This is a genomic window from Rhizobium sp. AC27/96, assembly GCF_001692325.1.
Taxonomy (GTDB): Bacteria; Pseudomonadota; Alphaproteobacteria; order Rhizobiales; family Rhizobiaceae; genus Rhizobium.
Window position 1 is genome coordinate 1 of sequence record NZ_LXKN01000016.1, and the last position, 17,302, is coordinate 17,302.

Annotated in this window: 20 protein-coding genes; 7 read left to right on the plus strand and 13 right to left on the minus strand. The window is 56.7% G+C overall.

What is annotated here, in order from left to right; all coding sequences use genetic code 11:
• A partial coding sequence (locus tag A6U86_RS12775; RefSeq protein ID WP_244509904.1) for an IS3 family transposase occupies positions 1 to 544 on the plus strand: 544 nt, incomplete at its 5' end.
• Between the two features lie 112 nt (positions 545 to 656).
• Here the strand turns inward: A6U86_RS12775 and A6U86_RS12780 are convergent.
• From A6U86_RS12780 to A6U86_RS12810, 8 genes are all read right to left on the minus strand, one after another.
• The gene (locus A6U86_RS12780; protein ID WP_068391599.1) at positions 657 to 1,649 is read right to left on the minus strand and encodes a sensor histidine kinase; all 993 of its coding nucleotides are present in this window, start codon (positions 1,647 to 1,649) and stop codon (positions 657 to 659) included.
• A 138-nt stretch (positions 1,650 to 1,787) separates the two neighbouring features.
• Complete coding sequence (locus A6U86_RS12785; protein ID WP_068391535.1) at positions 1,788 to 2,063, minus strand: hypothetical protein; 276 nt, start codon at positions 2,061 to 2,063, stop codon at positions 1,788 to 1,790.
• A gap of 97 nt (positions 2,064 to 2,160) precedes the next feature.
• On the minus strand, positions 2,161 to 2,541 hold the full coding sequence (locus A6U86_RS34725) for a DUF6481 family protein (RefSeq protein WP_077472900.1): 381 nt from the start codon (positions 2,539 to 2,541) through the stop codon (positions 2,161 to 2,163).
• Positions 2,542 to 2,572: 31 nt separating this feature from the next.
• On the minus strand, positions 2,573 to 2,797 hold the full coding sequence (locus A6U86_RS12795) for a hypothetical protein (protein ID WP_068391540.1): 225 nt from the start codon (positions 2,795 to 2,797) through the stop codon (positions 2,573 to 2,575).
• A 122-nt stretch (positions 2,798 to 2,919) separates the two neighbouring features.
• Positions 2,920 to 3,129: a cold-shock protein gene (locus tag A6U86_RS12800; protein ID WP_068391543.1), complete on the minus strand. Its 210-nt coding sequence runs from the start codon at positions 3,127 to 3,129 to the stop codon at positions 2,920 to 2,922.
• Between the two features lie 356 nt (positions 3,130 to 3,485).
• Positions 3,486 to 3,869 carry a hypothetical protein gene (locus A6U86_RS35830; RefSeq protein WP_244509905.1) on the minus strand — a complete coding sequence of 128 codons (384 nt, stop codon included), beginning with the start codon at positions 3,867 to 3,869 and terminating at the stop codon, positions 3,486 to 3,488.
• 171 nt (positions 3,870 to 4,040) lie between these two features.
• Positions 4,041 to 4,166, minus strand: coding sequence for a hypothetical protein (locus tag A6U86_RS36015; RefSeq protein ID WP_275507236.1), 126 nt, complete (start codon positions 4,164 to 4,166; stop codon positions 4,041 to 4,043).
• A 132-nt stretch (positions 4,167 to 4,298) separates the two neighbouring features.
• Positions 4,299 to 7,466: a type II toxin-antitoxin system ParD family antitoxin gene (locus A6U86_RS12810; protein ID WP_068391546.1), complete on the minus strand. Its 3,168-nt coding sequence runs from the start codon at positions 7,464 to 7,466 to the stop codon at positions 4,299 to 4,301.
• Positions 7,467 to 7,737: 271 nt separating this feature from the next.
• Between A6U86_RS12810 and A6U86_RS12815 the strand changes: the two genes are divergently transcribed.
• On the plus strand, positions 7,738 to 8,106 hold the full coding sequence (locus A6U86_RS12815) for a response regulator (protein WP_068391549.1): 369 nt from the start codon (positions 7,738 to 7,740) through the stop codon (positions 8,104 to 8,106).
• Between the two features lie 321 nt (positions 8,107 to 8,427).
• Here A6U86_RS12815 and A6U86_RS12820 read toward each other — a convergent pair whose 3' ends face one another.
• From A6U86_RS12820 to A6U86_RS12840, 5 genes are all read right to left on the minus strand, one after another.
• Entirely contained in the window at positions 8,428 to 8,703 is a 276-nt protein-coding gene (locus A6U86_RS12820) for a hypothetical protein (protein WP_068391552.1), read from the minus strand.
• Positions 8,704 to 8,713: 10 nt separating this feature from the next.
• A complete protein-coding gene (locus A6U86_RS12825; protein WP_068391555.1) occupies positions 8,714 to 9,013 on the minus strand; it encodes a DUF982 domain-containing protein in 300 nt (99 codons plus the stop codon).
• 78 nt (positions 9,014 to 9,091) lie between these two features.
• The gene (locus tag A6U86_RS12830; RefSeq protein ID WP_068391558.1) at positions 9,092 to 9,565 is read right to left on the minus strand and encodes an Hsp20 family protein; all 474 of its coding nucleotides are present in this window, start codon (positions 9,563 to 9,565) and stop codon (positions 9,092 to 9,094) included.
• Positions 9,566 to 9,812: 247 nt separating this feature from the next.
• Positions 9,813 to 10,103, minus strand: a complete 291-nt coding sequence (locus A6U86_RS12835; RefSeq protein ID WP_068391561.1) for a hypothetical protein — start codon at positions 10,101 to 10,103, stop codon at positions 9,813 to 9,815.
• Positions 10,104 to 10,195: 92 nt separating this feature from the next.
• Positions 10,196 to 10,468, minus strand: a complete 273-nt coding sequence (locus A6U86_RS12840) for an usg protein (protein ID WP_068391563.1) — start codon at positions 10,466 to 10,468, stop codon at positions 10,196 to 10,198.
• Between the two features lie 275 nt (positions 10,469 to 10,743).
• Between A6U86_RS12840 and groES the strand changes: the two genes are divergently transcribed.
• The 5 genes from groES (at position 10,744) to A6U86_RS12875 (ending at position 17,223) form a co-directional block, all read left to right on the plus strand.
• Positions 10,744 to 11,058: a co-chaperone GroES gene (gene groES / locus A6U86_RS12845; protein WP_068391602.1), complete on the plus strand. Its 315-nt coding sequence runs from the start codon at positions 10,744 to 10,746 to the stop codon at positions 11,056 to 11,058.
• Between the two features lie 52 nt (positions 11,059 to 11,110).
• A complete protein-coding gene (gene groL / locus A6U86_RS12850) occupies positions 11,111 to 12,739 on the plus strand; it encodes a chaperonin GroEL (RefSeq protein WP_068391566.1) in 1,629 nt (542 codons plus the stop codon).
• 1,081 nt (positions 12,740 to 13,820) lie between these two features.
• Positions 13,821 to 14,900 (plus strand): ABC-three component system protein, encoded by a 1,080-nt coding sequence (locus A6U86_RS12865; RefSeq protein WP_244509907.1) that lies wholly within the window; start codon positions 13,821 to 13,823, stop codon positions 14,898 to 14,900.
• Positions 14,888 to 15,376 (plus strand): ABC-three component system middle component 2, encoded by a 489-nt coding sequence (locus A6U86_RS12870; protein ID WP_068391577.1) that lies wholly within the window; start codon positions 14,888 to 14,890, stop codon positions 15,374 to 15,376. The genes A6U86_RS12865 and A6U86_RS12870 overlap by 13 nt, the downstream gene beginning before the upstream one ends.
• A complete protein-coding gene (locus A6U86_RS12875) occupies positions 15,376 to 17,223 on the plus strand; it encodes an AAA family ATPase (RefSeq protein ID WP_047636071.1) in 1,848 nt (615 codons plus the stop codon). The genes A6U86_RS12870 and A6U86_RS12875 overlap by 1 nt, the downstream gene beginning before the upstream one ends.
• Positions 17,224 to 17,302: the final 79 nt, after the last annotated feature.

Here is a 17,302-nt window from a genome sequence, read left to right on the forward strand (position 1 = left end):
AGCGCCAGATGTACGGAAGAGCAAAACTCGATCTCCTGCAGGCGCGGTTGATCGGTGCGTCGTAGACCTGCACAGCAGCAAATGTGCGTCAGAGCCAATATTCCACGCCGAAACACAGGCTGTCGTCATCGACCTGTTCTCGCGCCGTGTCGTTGGCTGGTCAATGAGCGCCAACATGACGGCCCAGCTCGTCACAGATGCGCTGATCATGGCCATCTGGCGCAGAGGCAAGCCAGATGCGCTTCTCCACCATTCGGACCAGGGTAGCCAGTACACCAGCGAGCAGTTCCAGCGTCTCATGGCCGATCACGGCATCACATGCTCGATGAGCCGATCCGGCAACGTTTGGGACAATGCCGCGATGGAAAGCTGCTTCTCATCACTCAAAACGGAAAGGACAGCTCGCAAGGTCTATAGGACCAGGGATGATGCTAAGGCAGACGTGTTCGACTACGTTGAACGCTTCTACAATCCGAAGCGACGGCATTCGATACTGGGCTATCTCAGCCCGATGGAATTTGAAATCAAGGTAGGATTAGCCTAACTCGGTGTCCGAAAAACCGGCAGCAGGCCAATGAGACGCGCGGATCTCTCCGATGCTCTTGGTCAACGAACCAACGCACAATCTTGCGAAGAAGGCCCTTGGTCCGATTTCGTCATAACGAAACGGCAGAGCCAAGCCCGATCTGGATGCGTGCAAGTGGTGCCGTCAGCTTCCAGACGATGCGCCCCTCCGTGAAAGTCCATTTCGCTTGACCGGACAGAGCGGACGGCACCAGCCGCGATAGAACGAGAGCGCCAAAGCCTTCCTCCTGTGCGAGTATATCAGCATAAGCAACCGCGGGCTCGGACCAGAGGAGTTCGAAAGTGTCCCCGTTGTCGCCGTGCGTCAGGCCCCACGTCACGGAAATGCCGCCGTTATCGGTCACGCCGAAGCGCATCGCATTCATGATCAGTTCGTGGAAGGCCATACCGAGATTGAGGACGGCATTGGCGTCGAGTATCAACTTCGGGCCGAGGGCCTGGACTGGTTGGAAAACTTCAAATGGCTGGAGTTGATGCGAGACGAGATCAGCAAGGCTGACGCCGGCCCATTCGACCTGCGACAGAAGATCGTGAGAATGAGAGAGCGCCATGACCCGTTCGCGAACCCGCTTCTCGAATTCCTCGATTGAGCGGGAGCGTGTCGCCGTTTGCCTGATAACGGCAAGCACGACAGCATACTGATTTTTGACGCGATGATTGATTTCCCGCATCAAAAGGCGAAGCCGGCGATCGCTTTCGCGTGTCTCCGAGATATCCCGGGCGATGCTCGATGCACCAATGAGTCTACCGGCCCCGCTTTTGATTGGAGAAATAGTGATCGAAATCGGGACAATCTGCCCGTCTCGATGGCGTCGGGTCGTCTGGAACGGCTCGATCCGCTCCCCCAGCTTCAGCCGGCGCAGGATATCCGCCTCCTCATCCCGTTTGTCGTCGGGGATGATAAGATAGATCGGCTGTCCGACCACCTCAGTCTCCGGATAGCCGAACATGCGTTCGGCCGCCTTGTTCCAGCTGACGATCGTGCCTGAAAGATCTTTACTGATGATCGCGTCGAAAGAAGACTCGACGATGGCTGCGAGGCGTTCTGCGCTGTGTTCATCCATGCCCGACTGCTCGGCTTTCACTGTGACGTTGGAGTGATTTAGGCAGGTGCCTGACAGATCAACCTCCCAAACCATCAAAAAGTTTGAGCGAGGCGCGCCTGAGATGCAGACGAGCGCTTCGATCAGCGTCTACTGCTGTCAGGCACCGTCGTAGGTAAAAGACGTCAACAGTGTCGTCACGAAAATGCTGGCCCGTTCCTTGACCAGCATTTCCGTCCATTCGCTGGTGCCGCGAAGCCTCAAGTCGGTCTGGATGCTGTCGACAGCCGCTTCTTCGATCCGCTTGATATGGGCGCTGAAGGCCTCTTCGCCAGCGCCATGGTACATGTCACGAATGACCATGCGCAGGATTTCCTGGATCGCTATCTGCCAGGCGGTATTGATTGCCTGCAGCTCGTTCGTGTCCGGTGCCATCAAAGGCTCCCAAGGAATGAGTAAGTTCGAGCGCGACTTTATATCACGCCCTAATCTGTTCCACGGCCGCATCTCCGAGAAGATGGGCACTTGGATTTTAAGCCTGCCGGGCTTTGCGGGCAGCGTAGCGCCTGTCGCGTTCAGCCTTGCGGGCGGCCTCGTCTTCGATGACGCGCGATATCCGGGCATTTTCCGCCGACCGTCGCGCCTCGATCTCGGCTGTCGCTGCTGCCGCGATGGCTGCCTGCTCTTGGGCAGCAAGAGTGTCAAGGCGGGTACGCTCCTCGACTTTCAGTCGTTCCCGTTCCGCACGGCGCGCTTCTCGGGCTTCAACAAGTGAGATGCGTTCCGCCTGTCTTGCGGCTTGGGATGGCTCTGCCGCGGTCTTTGCTGCGCGGTAGGCTGTGAGAAGAGCTGCCTTTGCGTCCGCAGCAGCGGAGCGTCGGTCGGTGAGTTCGTTGTCTCTGGCGTGTTTCAAATTTTTATCCTGATGTGGGTATTCGGGATGATCAGCTGGCCTTGGATCGTTTGGCGAGCAGCGCCGATGTTGCGGAGATCCGGTCGGCTTGCTCCTTGGCCAGCCGCGCTTCGCGCAGCCTGACAGTTTTGGCATCACGTGCCTGGGCCACGGATTGGAGCTCTTCCGCCGCATTGTTCTTGGCAAAGAACTCAGTCTGGAGATTGCCGAAAGCCGCCTCGGCCTGCCGGCGGGATTTACTGTATGTCTCTGTCATGAATTTCCTCGATGTTGGCCATGAGGCCAAAACGAAAAAGGCCAGGCGTAATGCCTGGCCCCACACTGATAATCGCTCCCGGCAGTGCCAGTACATCCGTGGTCAAAGGGAAGCGGATATCCTTAGGCAGCCTGAAGATTGGTGGCCGACATCTTGCCCGACTTCATGTCGCGCTCGAGTTCAAAGCCGATTTTCTGGCCTTCGATGAGTTCGCGCATTCCGGCGCGCTCAACGGCAGAAATGTGAACGAAGGCGTCAGCGCCGCCGTTGTCAGGCTGGATAAAACCGAAGCCCTTGGTGGAATTGAACCATTTTACTGTGCCAGTGGTCATGATGAACCCTTTCAAAGCATAGAGTGAGGAATTGCGGAGCGGATGCCACGCAGGTAAAAACCGACTATTTTTGAAAGAGAAGTTCGCTTAGAGCACGGTGCCAATCGCGCGGTGAACAAAGCTCGGCAAGCAAAAGATCGATGTCGTATCAATAGGGGAACAAACGCGCCGCGTCAACGATTAGTTTTGAAATACTTTTACTTACATTCTTTAGTTGCATTCATTCTGGCACAACCAAGCATGCTGACAACGGACGAGCTTGTCGGATTGCATGCCGACAAGCGCTGAGACCCGTTCCGAGGCTGCACCACAATACCCGCATTCATCTTTCCTGCACGTTTGGCAAGTCCGACAAATCAAATTGCCCCGGGAACAAAACTTTGCGCATCGAGATTGATCATCACGGCAACCGACAGCGCGGCGACCGTAGCGATCATGAACGCCCCGATGAAGGTAATCGTCGCTTTGATTGCGCTGATCTCCAGATCTCGCGTGAACCAGCGGATCTGCGCCTGTGCGTACCACACCAAGGCGACTGCGACAGCGATAACGCCGGGCAGAATTCCCATTTCCAGTGGCATGCTGAAGAAATCAATGCCGAGCAGAAAGGGGAACGCGAAGGGTGCTGCCACATAGCACTGGCTGAAGAACGGCGGTCGAAGCGTGTCTCGGGTAATTCCGACCTGCTTCCATCGAAGCAACGTGACCGACATCGAAAGCGGGTAGACGCCAAAGATCACCCCTCTTGCGATGAGAAGGTTTGATCCGGACCCGAGCTGCCTGGCAGCCTCGGCGGGATCAAAGACTGATGGAAGCAATCCGGACAGGCCCTGGGAAAGCAGAAGCGTGATCAGCAGGAACAGTGGCGGGCTCAGAGTATCTTCGTACTTGTCTTCCGGCCTGTCGGCGAGTTAGGTATCGGCGTAGCGCATCATGTTGAGTGGCCTTGAGACCGAGCGCCACATGGTTATCGGATAAAACAGCAGCCAGGACACCAGCTCGTTGAGCAGTTCTTCGAGCGACTTCGGCATTTTCATGAAGTCCAATTCATCGCCCCGTGGTTTTCATCCGCGCATTACTTTTACTACCAGTATGGGCGGCCAACGTCACGGCGCCGCAAGCAAGTCCCACCACAAGGTCGTTTTCAGGCTCGGGAGCGCTCGCTGCACCTATACTTCTTCCGCTTCGCCGGCGCCGCTGCGTGCCGGGTTTCCTTCTGCAAACCGATATGCCCCGGTACTGGCTAGGGCATCAGCGAGTTTCGCGGCGTTGTAGGGTTTCGCCAACACGATTGCACCTGCCTCACGACGGACCGCAGACGGGTCCCCGGTGGCGAATATGATCGTCGTTGACGGGTTAAGAGCCCTGGCCTCAGCCGCCAGCTCTAATCCTGATGCGCCCGGGAGATTGAGGTCGGTCATGAGGATATCGACTGGCATCGTCTGCAGCGCCGCCTTGGCTTCCTCCGCGCTTCCCGCTTCCACGACAATCAGTCCGGCATCCTGCAGCATCTCGGCGGTATTGATGCGGATGAGCACATCGTCCTCGACCAGCAATACCGTCACGCGTCCGACTTTTTCCGCAGTCGCCGCCGCTGCGCTCTCGGCGGACATCACCGGCGTGTTCAGCTTTGGCAGTGCTTCTGGTGGGAGGATCGTTGACTTTGGATTTTCGCGCTGAGCTTGATTGGCCAGAACATGCCGGAATTTTCGAGCCAGCGCCTCACGGGTATAGGGCTTCGACAACAGCTCGACCCCTGCATCCAGCCTGCCTCCGTGAACGATCGAGTTCTCGGTGTAGCCAGACGTAAACAGCACGGCGATGTTCGGCAGCCGTTCTTTCGCCTTGCGGGCAAGTTCGGGGCTCTTCAGCGTACCTGGCATCACGACGTCGGTGAACAGGATATCGATCGGAATGCCGCTGTCGATCACCGTCAGCGCGCTCGATGCATCGACCGCCTTCAGCGTGCGATATCCAAGGTCGCTCAGCATCGCAATGACGGTTTCGCGGACTTGCGCGTCATCCTCTACGACGAGAACAGTTTCCGTGCCCCCGACGATCGGCCCATTGTCGACGGTAACCTCGATATCTTCCGCTTCCATTGCGCGCGGCAGATAGAGCTTGATCGTCGTGCCGTGGCCGACTTCCGAGTAAATTTTCACATGGCCGCCCGACTGTTTGACAAAGCCGTAAACCATTGACAGCCCAAGACCGGAGCCCTTGCCTTCCGCCTTCGTGGAAAAGAATGGCTCAAACACCTTATCGATGATCTCCGGCGTCATGCCGGAACCGGTATCGGTCACCGCCATCATCACGTATTGACCGGAGGTGACCTCGTCATGTGTGCGCGCATAGGTATCGTCGAGATGCGCGTTTGACAGCTCGATGGTGAGCTTGCCTCGCCCTTCCATGGCATCGCGTGCGTTGATCGCGAGGTTAAGGAGAGCATTTTCGATCTGTGTAGGATCGATGAAGGTATTCCAAAGTCCTCCTCCAACAACCGTCTCGACCTCGATGGCTTCACCGATCGCGCGGCGGATCATGTCATCCATGTCACGGACGAAACGGCTGATATTGACAACTTTGGGTTCGAGTGCTTGGCGTCGCCCGAAGGCAAGCAGTTGGCTGGCGAGTTTTGAACCTCGCGAGACGCCGGCCATGGCGTTCGCGATTTTAGCCTCGGCGCGTTGGTTCCCGGCGACCTCCTTCGATAGGAGTTGCAGATTGCCGCTGACCACCTGGAGTAGGTTGTTAAAGTCATGCGCGACGCCGCCGGTCAGTTTCCCGACTGTTTCCATCTTTTGAGCTTGCGCCAGCTTCACTTCCGCCTGGCGGCGCTCGGCGATTTCGGAGATCACCCGCGCCTCAAGATTTTCATTCAGCTGCTTGAGCTGCTCTTCGGCCCGCTCCCGGTGACGAACCTGGCGCGCAAGCGCTTCCGCTTGATCGCGCAACGCCGCCTCGGCTGCACGCTGGTGCGTAATGTCAGTATGCACGCCCACCCATTCGACGATATCGCCCTTGGAACTGATGATCGGCAATGCGCGGATAGCGAACTGGCGCCAGGCGCCATCGTGTCGGCGGACGCGGTGCTCATGCAGATACATGGATTTGGCTTCGACAGCCGCGTTCCAGGTCGCGACTGAGGCATCCATGTCATCCGGATGCACGGCTAGCGCCCAACCGAAACCTTGATATTGATCGAACGTCTGACCGGTGAGTGCTGCCCAGCCCGGCTGCTCGCCGACCATTCTGCCATCCGCGCTGTTCGTCCAGAGAACGCCATGCACCGCGTTCATAGCCGTGCGAAAGCGGCTATTGCTCATTTCGAGCTCGGCTTCGCGCACAGCACGATCTTCGATATCTATGCCAAGGATGTAGACGCCCGGGACTGATCCGTCCGCTTCGACATGCGGTACGTAACGAATTTCGAGACGACGCGGCGCGCCGCCCTTCACCGGCATGTCGGCCTCGCCTGTCACGACTTCACCAGCCAATGCGCGATCAATGTCAGGCCGCCGGTTTTCGTATGGCCCCTGACCAATTACTGCGGCGATGTGTTTACCGATCATGTCATCCGCCTTCATCCCGAACCACGCCTCGTAGGCATGATTTGCGAAGCGATAAACATGCTGACGGTCGACATATGATATCAGCATCGGCACAGCATCGGTCACGCGGCGGAGTTGGCCTTCGCTGTCATTGACCCGCTTTTCCATCGCGACGCGGTCGCTGTTGTCGACGACCGTGCACATCACGCCGCCGATTTTACCGTCGGCCTCATAAACAGGCGTGTAGAAGAGATCGAAGATAAATTCCTCGGACCGCCCATCTCGGATGAGCATCATGCTTTGATCGTGATAGGAACGCAGCTCGCCGCGAAGGCCGGCCTCGATCATTTCGCGGTTCCAGTCCCAGATTTCTGACCAGACTTCCGCGACATTGCTGCCGAGAGCATCAGGATGTTTTTCTCCCGCGATCCTGGCGTAGGTGTCGTTGTACACCATTACATGGCCGGGTCCCCACATCAGCACTTTCGCAACCGGCGAATTGACGATGTTGGCAACCGTGGTGCGGAGCTCGACGGACCAGCCGCTCGTTGGCCCAAGCGCAGTCTTCGACCAGTCCTTTTCGCGGATGATCTTTCCGCATGCCCCGCCTCCGATTGGCCATGCTGCTGTAAGTGGTGCCGCAGGTTTGGCACCGTCGCGAAGCAAGCGCAGCCCTGATCGAACGACCTCACTGGCATTGCCGTAGTCACCTGACGACAGGCATTCGGAAATGAACCCCTCAAGCTCCGGGGTCAGCGAGAAATTGCGTGTGAGACGTTTGGCCATGACTGGCTCGTCTCATGGAACTTTGCGTGTGTCAATGTGTGGCACGCTGCACTATTTCAATAGCGCTTTATCTGTTCAAAAACTGCTCGCTCGACCGGCGCCGGTACATCGTTAAAAAGACGTGAGCCATAGGGCGCTGATGAAAGTGACGCTACCGATCGTAACTGTGATGGTCGCCACTGGATTTTCCAGGATAGAGGCATAGCTATGTCAAATGACATAACAGCTCGCGCTATATCTCGGGAGCATCCTCTAAAGAAGCGAGCAGCAAATGCCCACGGAGCCTGTAGTCGTGCTCGTTGTCGAGGACGAGCCCCTTCTTCGGTTGTCGATCTCCGCAGAGTTGGAGGATGAGGGGTTTGTTGTGTTGGAGGCAGGCTCCGCCGACGATGCGATAAGAATCATTGAACAACATCCTGAAGTTTCGCTCGTATTCACAGACGTGGATATGCCGGGCATGATGGACGGCATTCGGCTCGCCGGCTTCGTTCGAGACCGCTGGCCGCCGATAAAGATCATCGTGACATCCGGTCACCGCTTCCCGGGAGCAGAGACGCTTCCAAAAGGCTCGCCCTTTATGCCCAAGCCCTATATATCCGATGAAGTGGTAACGATGATCCGCACGATGTTGGCAGTCTGAACGCATCTGGGTGCCACTGTTTTCAGCCGGTCGGCGCCGAAGACATTGCCAGAAGTGACATCGCTCGATAAGGCCCAACGGAGCGTCAAAGTTCGGGAGCAAGGTTCCCCGTGGACCCGTAGGCCCAGTGAGGACTACCTGCTCTCGTGGAGCCAGCTTTCGGCACGCCACGGACGAGATAGCCTGTCGACGACAAATCGGCGAAACGTCTCCGGACCAAAGCGGTCATTTGACTCGGATGCACCCTCGATTGCCGGATTTGAGACTGTCTCGGCTTACATCGAGAGCACCCAAACGATGGGTTGCTCCCCAGCATTCCGCTCAATAATGAGATCGGCGATCAAGTTCTTTTAACGCCGCTTGCACCTCGTCGATCGAAACCGGACTGGGCGTTCCCGGCAGCTGCCGCAGGGACGGTTGCGAATCCACCGCGTAAAGGTCGGATGCCCAGGCCGCTAGGATTGCCCGGCGATCATCGATCGAAAGGGATGCCGCGCGCACGACATCGATCGGCCGGCAAAGCTGATGGGTTGGAATCAGAACCGCTGGTCCCATGGCCATTGCGTCGTTGGCAGCCCGTTGAAGTTCGCTGTGCATGGCCACCTCCTCACCTGATATGCGGATCCCGATCCCGCCTCAGGCGCGAAGCGGCAATGGCACTCGTTTCCGGCGCTAGCAAATCGTGTTTCTCGGCAAATGCCGCAAACAGCCCACGGGCCGTCTCGGCCTCGATCTCGCCACGCAGCGCCGCGCCGCAGGCTTTCAAGGCGACGGCGTGGGCATGGTCCCTCAACCTCGCTGGCCATTCGCAAAGATGACGATACGCATCCGTTGCGCTTCGTACCTCGGCCGGAAAGCCCAGACCGACAAGGATGGTGACTGGTTCTCTAAACATATCGGGTTTCATCGCTGTCTCCTTCCCAACCCGGAATGCTGACGGGCGCCACGGGAATGGCGCCCCTGACTCACTGGATGAACTTAACGATCAAGCCGCCTTCTGTGCTTCAATCTGAGCCGGAGCGGCCGACGTTAAGGCAGGCGTGCTCTGGATGGAAATCTTCCGCGGCTTCAGGGCTTCCGGGATTTCACGAACAAGCTCGATGGACAGGAGACCCTTGCTCAAATCCGCGCCGTCCACCCGCACATGGTCGGCAAGCTCGAACCGGTGCTCGAACGGGCGTCCGGCGATGCCGCGATGCAGATAGCCCTCAGTATTGGCCTCCTGCTTTTTGCCGGTGACAGTTAGCAGGTTGGACTGGAAGGTGATATCGAGATCATCCCGTTCAAACCCTGCGACCGCAATCGAGATCCGGTAGCTGTCGTCGCCCGTTTTGATGATGTCATAGGGCGGCCAATCGCTGATCGAGCGGGCGCGCTGGGCGTTTTCGAGAAGATTGAAGACGCGATCGAAGCCAACGCTCGAACGGTATAGCGGTGCATAGTCGTAAGATGTTGCCATAGCCATATCCTCCTTGAAGCAACATGGGTACAGAAGCGCCGAAAGACGGTGCTTCCAGCGAGGCCAGCTCTGTCTTCAGCAGCTGGCGGCAAACGATTTGGTTTTCGAGAATTTCGGTTTCAAGATCCGTGGCGCGAAAAAATTCGTCCCCCGTTAGATCAGATGATTTTCAACTTCATCCGCTCGCATCATTGCCGGCGAAATGCATTTCCTTATCCACGCGCTGACAAGTCCGCCTCATCGCCCCTCAATGGACGGATCGACTTATAACCCGATGGGGATAGGCAGCCTTGAACTGAGCCATCATGGCGCTCGCCTGCTGCAGCACACGTTCGGTCTTTTCGGGATTGTCGCGAGCAAGTTCGTCTGCATTGACCCGCATGGCTTCTGCCATGCTGGCGGACATCATTGCGAACTTGCCTTCTCCGTAAACCAGCGCTTCTTTTGAGGCGGTCTCAAGCCACCTGGCAAAATCGACGATGATCTCTTCGCGTTCATCGATGCCAACATTCTTGATGATGCTGATATTCGCTTCCATGCAGGTGTCACTCCATACACAATCGACGCACACCGAGTTCCACGTCTCGGGCGGTCGATGAGCTGGGAAGCGGAAAAATCAAATTCAAGAGCTTAGTGAAGCTTGAACTCGCCCTCGACCCGGCGCCATTCGTTCGGACCGATCAGCCGCTGGTGGCTGTAGCGGACGGAGTGGAGAGGCCCGTCTAGCTTCGCCTGCCAGAAGTCCAGGAACCTGTGCATCTCCGGAAAATCAGGTGCGAGATCGTAGTCCTGCCAGACGTAGGTCTGCAGGACCGATTCAAAATCGGGAATGCGGTAGAGGATATGCGCCGTGGTCAGTCCATAGCCATTGAGCTGACGCTCGAAATCCGACGAGAATTGCATGCTTCATCTCCGTTTCATGACATTGCGAAGGTGACGTAAAATTTTGCAGTGATCAATGGTTTTCTGAATTCGCAGAGCTGTTTATTGTTCCTTTTCAGCACGTTAGCAGCCATATGGATCGAGTGCTAATTTTTCCTATTCACCCTCTTGAAATCGAAAAATCTCGAAAATAAATTTTGCCTGCGAACGCTCGGATGAGGTTCGCACCCGTCCGGATTGGTCACCCGGTCCGGTAGGGGATTTTGCGTCATCTTTTTTGTCCAATGGAGGAAAACATGTCGTTCCGACCGCTTCATGATCGCATTCTTGTTCGCCGGGTCGAATCCGAAGAAAAGACCAAGGGTGGGATCATTATCCCCGACACTGCCAAGGAAAAGCCGCAGGAAGGCGAAGTTGTCGCCGTCGGGCCTGGTGCGCGCAACGAGGCTGGCCAGACCCAGGCGCTCGACGTCAAGGCTGGCGACCGCATTCTGTTCGGCAAATGGTCCGGCACCGAAATCAAGATCAACGGCGAAGACCTGCTGATCATGAAGGAAAGCGACGTCTTGGGCGTTATCGAAGCTCAGGCCGAGCAGAAGCGGGCAGCGTAATCACGCATTACCGCCCATCAGTCAAAAAGCTGCCTATTGAAGGAGTGAACAAATGGCTGCGAAAGAAGTCAAATTCAACACCGATGCACGCGAACGCATGTTGCGTGGTGTCGATATCCTTGCCAACGCCGTGAAGGTCACGCTTGGCCCAAAAGGCCGCAACGTTGTCATCGACAAGTCCTACGGCGCGCCGCGCATTACCAAGGACGGTGTTTCAGTCGCCAAGGAAATCGAACTGGAAGACAAGTTCGAGAACATGGGCGCCCAGATGCTGCGCGAAGTGGCATCGAAGACCAACGATCTTGCCGGCGACGGTACCACCACCGCAACTGTTCTCGCCCAGGCGATCGTCAAGGAAGGGGCCAAGGCGGTTGCTTCCGGCATGAACCCGATGGACTTGAAGCGCGGTATCGATCTTGCCGTCGACGCGGTCGTGAAGGAACTGAAGACCAACGCTCGCAAGATTACAAGCAATGCCGAAATTGCTCAGGTGGGCACAGTGTCTGCCAATGGCGACGAGGAGATCGGCAAGTATCTCGCCGAAGCAATGGAAAAGGTCGGCAACGAAGGCGTAATCACCGTCGAGGAAGCCAAGACCGCCGACACCGAGCTCGAAGTCGTCGAAGGCATGCAGTTCGACCGCGGCTATCTCAGCCCCTACTTTGTAACCAATCAGGACAAGATGCGCGTCGAGTTCGAGGACCCCTATATCCTCATCCACGAGAAGAAACTGTCGAACCTTCAGGCGATGCTTCCGGTTCTGGAAGCCGTGGTCCAGTCGGGTAAGCCGCTTCTGATCATCGCAGAGGATGTCGAAGGCGAAGCGCTCGCAACGCTCGTCGTCAACAAGCTCCGGGGCGGCCTGAAGATTGCTGCCGTCAAGGCGCCGGGCTTCGGCGACCGCCGCAAGGCAATGCTCGAAGACATCGCCATCCTCACGGGTGGAACGGTCATCTCCGACGACGTCGGCATCAAGCTCGAGAACGTGACCCTCAACATGCTCGGTCGTGCCAAGAAGGTGGCGATCGAGAAGGAAAACACCACCATCATCGATGGCATTGGTTCCAAGGGCGAGATTGACGGACGCGTCGCTCAAATACGGGCGCAGATCGAGGAGACGACGTCCGACTACGATCGCGAGAAGCTGCAGGAGCGCCTTGCGAAGCTCGCTGGCGGCGTTGCCGTCATCCGCGTTGGTGGCTCGACGGAAGTCGAGGTCAAGGAAAAGAAGGATCGCGTGGACGATGCCTTGCATGCAACCCGCGCGGCCGTGGAAGAAGGTATCCTGCCGGGCGGCGGCGTGGCCCTGTTGCGTGCCGTGAAGGCACTCGACAATCTCGCAACCGCCAACCAGGACCAGAAGGTCGGCATCGAGATCGTGCGCCGCGCGATCGAGGCACCGGTGCGCCAGATCGCCGAAAATGCTGGCGCCGAAGGCTCCGTCATCGTCGGCAAGCTCCGCGAGGAGACCGACTTCTCTTTCGGCTGGAACGCCCAGACCGGCGAGTATGGCGATCTCTACGCGCAAGGCGTCATCGATCCGGCCAAGGTTGTGCGTACGGCACTCCAGGATGCGGCATCTGTCGCTGGCCTGCTCGTGACCACTGAAGCAATGATCGCTGAAAAGCCCAAGAAGGATGCCGCTCCGGCGATCCCGGCCGGCGCTGGCATGGACTTCTAAGCTGAGATATGGCCCGCCGCCTCTGCGCGGTGGGCCATCTTGGAACTACGAGAATGGCAGTTCCTATTTCGAGAGAAGATGCGCGCCTATGTGCCGCCGTTGTTAAGGAAGTCGCGTCTGCGAAGGGCATCGACCGTGACCCAGCAGCAATTGGGAAGCTGACGACCACCGTAGCAAGGCTCTTCAACAGAGGATTGCGTGAACGGGATAAACTAGTTTCGGCGGCTATGGACGAAGACAAAGCCCTCTGAATACACTTCCAGGCCGGCAGTTTCCCTGCCGGCCTGGTTTATTGGTTTTGAATGCCATTGGGCAGTCTGGAACTTTCCGTCTTCACGCGATGCTTTTCGTCACTCGCCTTTTAGGCCGCCATGCTCGCCAGAACCGCCGATGTCAGATATCGACCGGAGTTTTTGCTCTTAGCCGCCTACGATTTCGAAGTCTCGGTTGGCAGGAACCTGCTCGGACGCGGTACCATCACCAACTGGACCTTTCCCTTGCCTCCATAACGACCGCCGCGTTGACGCCAAACGAAATTACTAGTCCGAGGTTGTTATCGTAACCCGTTCAGAAGTCAGGATCGGGATTTAACATCGGGTAACGCGCCCCAGCGATCATCGCGACTGCAATCGTAAATATCACGGCTTGCCGAGTGCTGAGCGTCCAGCAGACGATGGTGACAGTAGCGAGATAAAGGGTCGCTATGGAATGCTGTTGCTGATAGGTGCCGACGTCAAGCAGCAAGGCAATGCGCGCTTTTCTAGATTTTCTGAGATCCTCGCACTCAGATCTAAGCTCTTGAAAGGATACGAACCTACAGCCCCTCAATTATCTTGACCGCGAAAAGGCGATATTTGCTGTTTTCCAGCGGCTTGCAGACTCCAGTCCTCGTCTGTGGTCATCCGCCATCGCGCGGCCACGCTTGGCTGACTTCCGGCGGCGGAAATTGGTTGAAAATAGCGATACTCTCCCGCCGCATGATATACTTTCGATTGCATATGTCCTTGCTACTGGTAAGACTTACACCTTATCCAAGCTACCATCTTGCTTCGAGAACAAGGCTGAAATGCAGGCAACTCTGATGTCGTTACAGAATGCGGTGAAAGACCTGCCATCAGCAAGAATCATTCTGGCAAGCGATTTCGAGAACGGGCCAAAAATCGACCCTCTCAAGATCATCCAGATTTATGAAGCCAGCGAATGGGAAACGTTCATTGACGAATGGGTCCATTCGCTCAAAACCACGTATGTCAGCGTTATGCGACCGACCGGTGCGGGAGATAAAGGCATCGATATTGCTGGGTTCTGTGACGCCGACCAGCTGCTCGGTGTCTGGGACAATCACCAGTGCAAGCACTACACGTCACCCTTGAGTTTCGGCGTAGTCGCGCCTGAAATCGGGAAGATGCTCTGGTACTCTTTCTCACAAGAATACAAAGCTCCAAGGGCATGTCGGTTCATCGCGCCGAAAGGCGCTTCGACATCGTTGTCGCTCTTGCTCTCGAATGCGGACAAACTGAAAGCGAGGGTGATTGCGGAGTGGGACAAAACCATCTCCGGAAAAATCACCTCGACCGGGCCCGTCACCCTGGAGGGAAAATTCCTCGACTACGTCGGGGATTTCGATTTTCGGATCTTTTCGGCCGAGCAGCCCCGAACGATCATCGAAGCCCATTCTAGAACGCCCTATCACATCGGCCGCTTCGGTGGCGGATTGCCCTCCCGTCCGAGGCCCGACGCTGTCCCTGTCGAGATCGGAGAGACGGAGGCGACCTATACAAGCAAGTTGCTCGATGCCTATGCAGAGCACAAAGGCGAGACAATCGTTGCGGTCTCGCATCTCGATAAATGGGCAAGTTTGAAATCCCATTTTCATCGATCTCGTGAGGCCTTTTATCATGCGGAGTCCCTGCGGGTCTTCGTGCGCGAGAAAGTGGAGCCTGGTACGTTTGAGGGGTTGCAAAACGAGATACTGGACGGGGTGCTGGACACTCACGACGGAGAACACGCGGACGGATATGCGCGCGTCGTCGCCGTAACCGAGAAAGCGCAGTCCTTAGTTCTTGACGCTCATCCTCTGAACAGAAGCGCTTTTCCCACCGACCGCCGGGGAATTTGTCATCAGCTTGCGAACGATGGGAAGCTGACATGGCGCCGTTAAAGCCTACGGTCTCGGCTTTCAACGGGTCGCTCGAAACGGGCGTGAGGGCCGTCTTCGTTCTGCATGCGCATTTCCCCCGGGCGGTAGATCTGAACCGGCTGACCGCCATGGATTATCTTGTCGTGCGAACGAGTGTCCTCGACGGACCAGCGGACCTGCATCCCCCGACGCCGATCATGTCACCCGTCACGCAGGTCCGAAGAAAGTCTGTTCAATCTGCCGTGGCGCTGATGATGTCCCGAGGGCTAGTCGAGCAGGTTATCGATGAAAGCGGGATCCTGTTCCAGGCTGGAGACAATGCGGAGTTTTTTGTCACCGCGCTTCAAACGCCATATCTCCGACAATTGTACGAGCGCGCCGAATGGCTCGCAGGTTACTTCCAGAACTGCGATGATGAAGCTTTTGACGATCTGATGCGCAATCTTCTCACCAACTGGGTCTCTGAATTTCAAGACGAAGCATCCGGACCGACATAATGACATATTCAGGCTTCCAGATCCGTCACCTTTGCTTTCACGGCTCGGGAAAAGAACCGGCGGTCGTTTCGTTTCAGTCCGGCCTTAATGTCGTCTATGGGGCTTCCGACACAGGGAAGTCCTATATTGTCGAAGCGATAGATTTTATGCTCGGCGGCAAGGCCCCTCTTCCCGATATCCCGCAGGCGAACGGCTATGATCGCGTACTGCTCGCGATTGCTTTCGACGACGGATCGGAAACGACGTTGCTTCGAAGCATGGCCGGTGGACAGTTCCAGGCCTTCGAGGGTCTGCATACGTCGATCCCGGATGCTGAGGGGACTCCCCTTGGTGAAATTCACAACGAGCGCGATGAAACGAACCTCTCGTCGTTTCTTCTTTCCAAGATCGGCCTTTCAAACAAGCGGATCAAAAAGAATGCTAAGGATGAAACGCAGGCGCTGAGCTTCCGAAACATTGCGCGGCTGGCGATCGTCAACGAGGAGGAGATCATCCAGAAGCGTTCGCCCCTGTCCGATGGGAACTATACGGCGAATACGGCAAATACGTCCGTCTTCACGATGTTGTTGACCGGCGTTGATGACACAGCGCTCCTGTCACGCAAAAGCACGTCCGCCGAAGACCAGAAGCGACTGGCCCAAATCGATCTTCTCGATCAGCTGATCGCGGATGCTCAAAAACGTATCACGACAATATCCGGCTCACGCGACGAACTGTCTGATCAGGAGGAGCGGCTTACGAGAGCGATGGACAATCGCGCCGAACAGCTCGCCTTCACCGAGGAAAAATTCAAGGCGATCTCCTCCAGAAGGCGGGCCATCATCCAAAAGCTCGAGATTACCAACGATCGATACACGGAAATTGCCACTCTGCTTGACCGCTTCAATCTTCTACGGGAGCACTACATTTCGGACTATGAGCGCCTCTTAGGTATCCGCGAGGCGGGTAGCTTTTTTTCGGTTCTCCAACAGGAGGTCTGCCCCACATGCGGTGCTTCGCCCGACCATCACGATCCCAGTGCGGTCTGCCACGGCGATGTAGCGGTGACCGTCGCAGCAGCCGAGGCGGAGATGCAAAAAATCGAATCGCGGCAATCCGAGCTGACGACTACAATTGCCGCGTTGAACGCGGAGGCGCAATCAATTCGGAAATCGCTTCCCCATATGAGGAATTCACTGAGCGAACTCTCAATTGAGATCGAGACCGTTGTATCACCTGACCTTAGAAGACAACGCGCAACATACAAGGAGCTCGCGGACAAGGGCGCGAACGTACGCGAAGCGCTCGGTCTATTTAGCAATCTGAATGATCTCACAACTCGCAAGGCCAACCTGGAACGGCAGAACGAAGGGGGGACAGGCGATGCCACGTCCAACAATCGCCTGACAAATACCGTGGCGGCCCCGTTCGCGGAACGTGTTGAAAGCGTGCTCCGGCAATGGGGTTTCCCTGCGGTCGAGCATGTGCACTTCGACACAACCGCCAAAGATCTTGTGGTGTCCGGGAAAGCGAGAACGTCCTACGGAAAAGGGCTCAGGGCCATTACGCAGTCGGCGTTCACGATTTCTCTTATGCAATATTGCGCCGACAATGATCTGCCTCACCCCGGGATCGTTGTGCTTGACTCTCCTCTGCTATCTTACCGCGAGCCCGACGGTGCAGAGGATGATCTCAGCGACACTAATCTAAATGGGAACTTTTACAGATACCTTCTCGGCCTCGACAGGGACCGACAAGCCATCATCGTTGAGAACATGGATCCGCCGTCCGATGTCGAACTCGGCAATCGGGTCATTCATTTCTCCGGAATGGCTGACGAAGGCCGCTTCGGCCTTTTTCCTCTCTAGCCGGGCCGCCGCAGGCGCCGGCTCGCCATATGGTCATTGGTGGTACAGCTTATCCTCAAGATGATCATCACGATGCGAT

Bases quoted from the DNA above. Each gene is read 5' to 3' on its own strand.
- A6U86_RS12780 (WP_068391599.1), bottom strand. From the start codon at position 1,649: ATGGATGAACACAGCGCAGAACGCCTCGCAGCCATCGTCGAGTCTTCT.
- A6U86_RS12785 (WP_068391535.1), bottom strand. From the start codon at position 2,063: ATGGCACCGGACACGAACGAGCTGCAGGCAATCAATACCGCCTGGCAG.
- A6U86_RS12795 (WP_068391540.1), bottom strand. From the start codon at position 2,797: ATGACAGAGACATACAGTAAATCCCGCCGGCAGGCCGAGGCGGCTTTC.
- A6U86_RS12800 (WP_068391543.1), bottom strand. From the start codon at position 3,129: ATGACCACTGGCACAGTAAAATGGTTCAATTCCACCAAGGGCTTCGGT.
- A6U86_RS36015 (WP_275507236.1), bottom strand. From the start codon at position 4,166: ATGAAAATGCCGAAGTCGCTCGAAGAACTGCTCAACGAGCTGGTGTCC.
- A6U86_RS12810 (WP_068391546.1), bottom strand. From the start codon at position 7,466: ATGGCCAAACGTCTCACACGCAATTTCTCGCTGACCCCGGAGCTTGAG.
- A6U86_RS12815 (WP_068391549.1), top strand. From the start codon at position 7,738: ATGCCCACGGAGCCTGTAGTCGTGCTCGTTGTCGAGGACGAGCCCCTT.
- A6U86_RS12820 (WP_068391552.1), bottom strand. From the start codon at position 8,703: ATGCACAGCGAACTTCAACGGGCTGCCAACGACGCAATGGCCATGGGA.
- A6U86_RS12825 (WP_068391555.1), bottom strand. From the start codon at position 9,013: ATGAAACCCGATATGTTTAGAGAACCAGTCACCATCCTTGTCGGTCTG.
- A6U86_RS12830 (WP_068391558.1), bottom strand. From the start codon at position 9,565: ATGGCAACATCTTACGACTATGCACCGCTATACCGTTCGAGCGTTGGC.
- A6U86_RS12835 (WP_068391561.1), bottom strand. From the start codon at position 10,103: ATGGAAGCGAATATCAGCATCATCAAGAATGTTGGCATCGATGAACGC.
- A6U86_RS12840 (WP_068391563.1), bottom strand. From the start codon at position 10,468: ATGCAATTCTCGTCGGATTTCGAGCGTCAGCTCAATGGCTATGGACTG.
- groES (WP_068391602.1), top strand. From the start codon at position 10,744: ATGTCGTTCCGACCGCTTCATGATCGCATTCTTGTTCGCCGGGTCGAA.
- groL (WP_068391566.1), top strand. From the start codon at position 11,111: ATGGCTGCGAAAGAAGTCAAATTCAACACCGATGCACGCGAACGCATG.
- A6U86_RS12865 (WP_244509907.1), top strand. From the start codon at position 13,821: ATGTCGTTACAGAATGCGGTGAAAGACCTGCCATCAGCAAGAATCATT.
- A6U86_RS12870 (WP_068391577.1), top strand. From the start codon at position 14,888: ATGGCGCCGTTAAAGCCTACGGTCTCGGCTTTCAACGGGTCGCTCGAA.
- A6U86_RS12875 (WP_047636071.1), top strand. From the start codon at position 15,376: ATGACATATTCAGGCTTCCAGATCCGTCACCTTTGCTTTCACGGCTCG.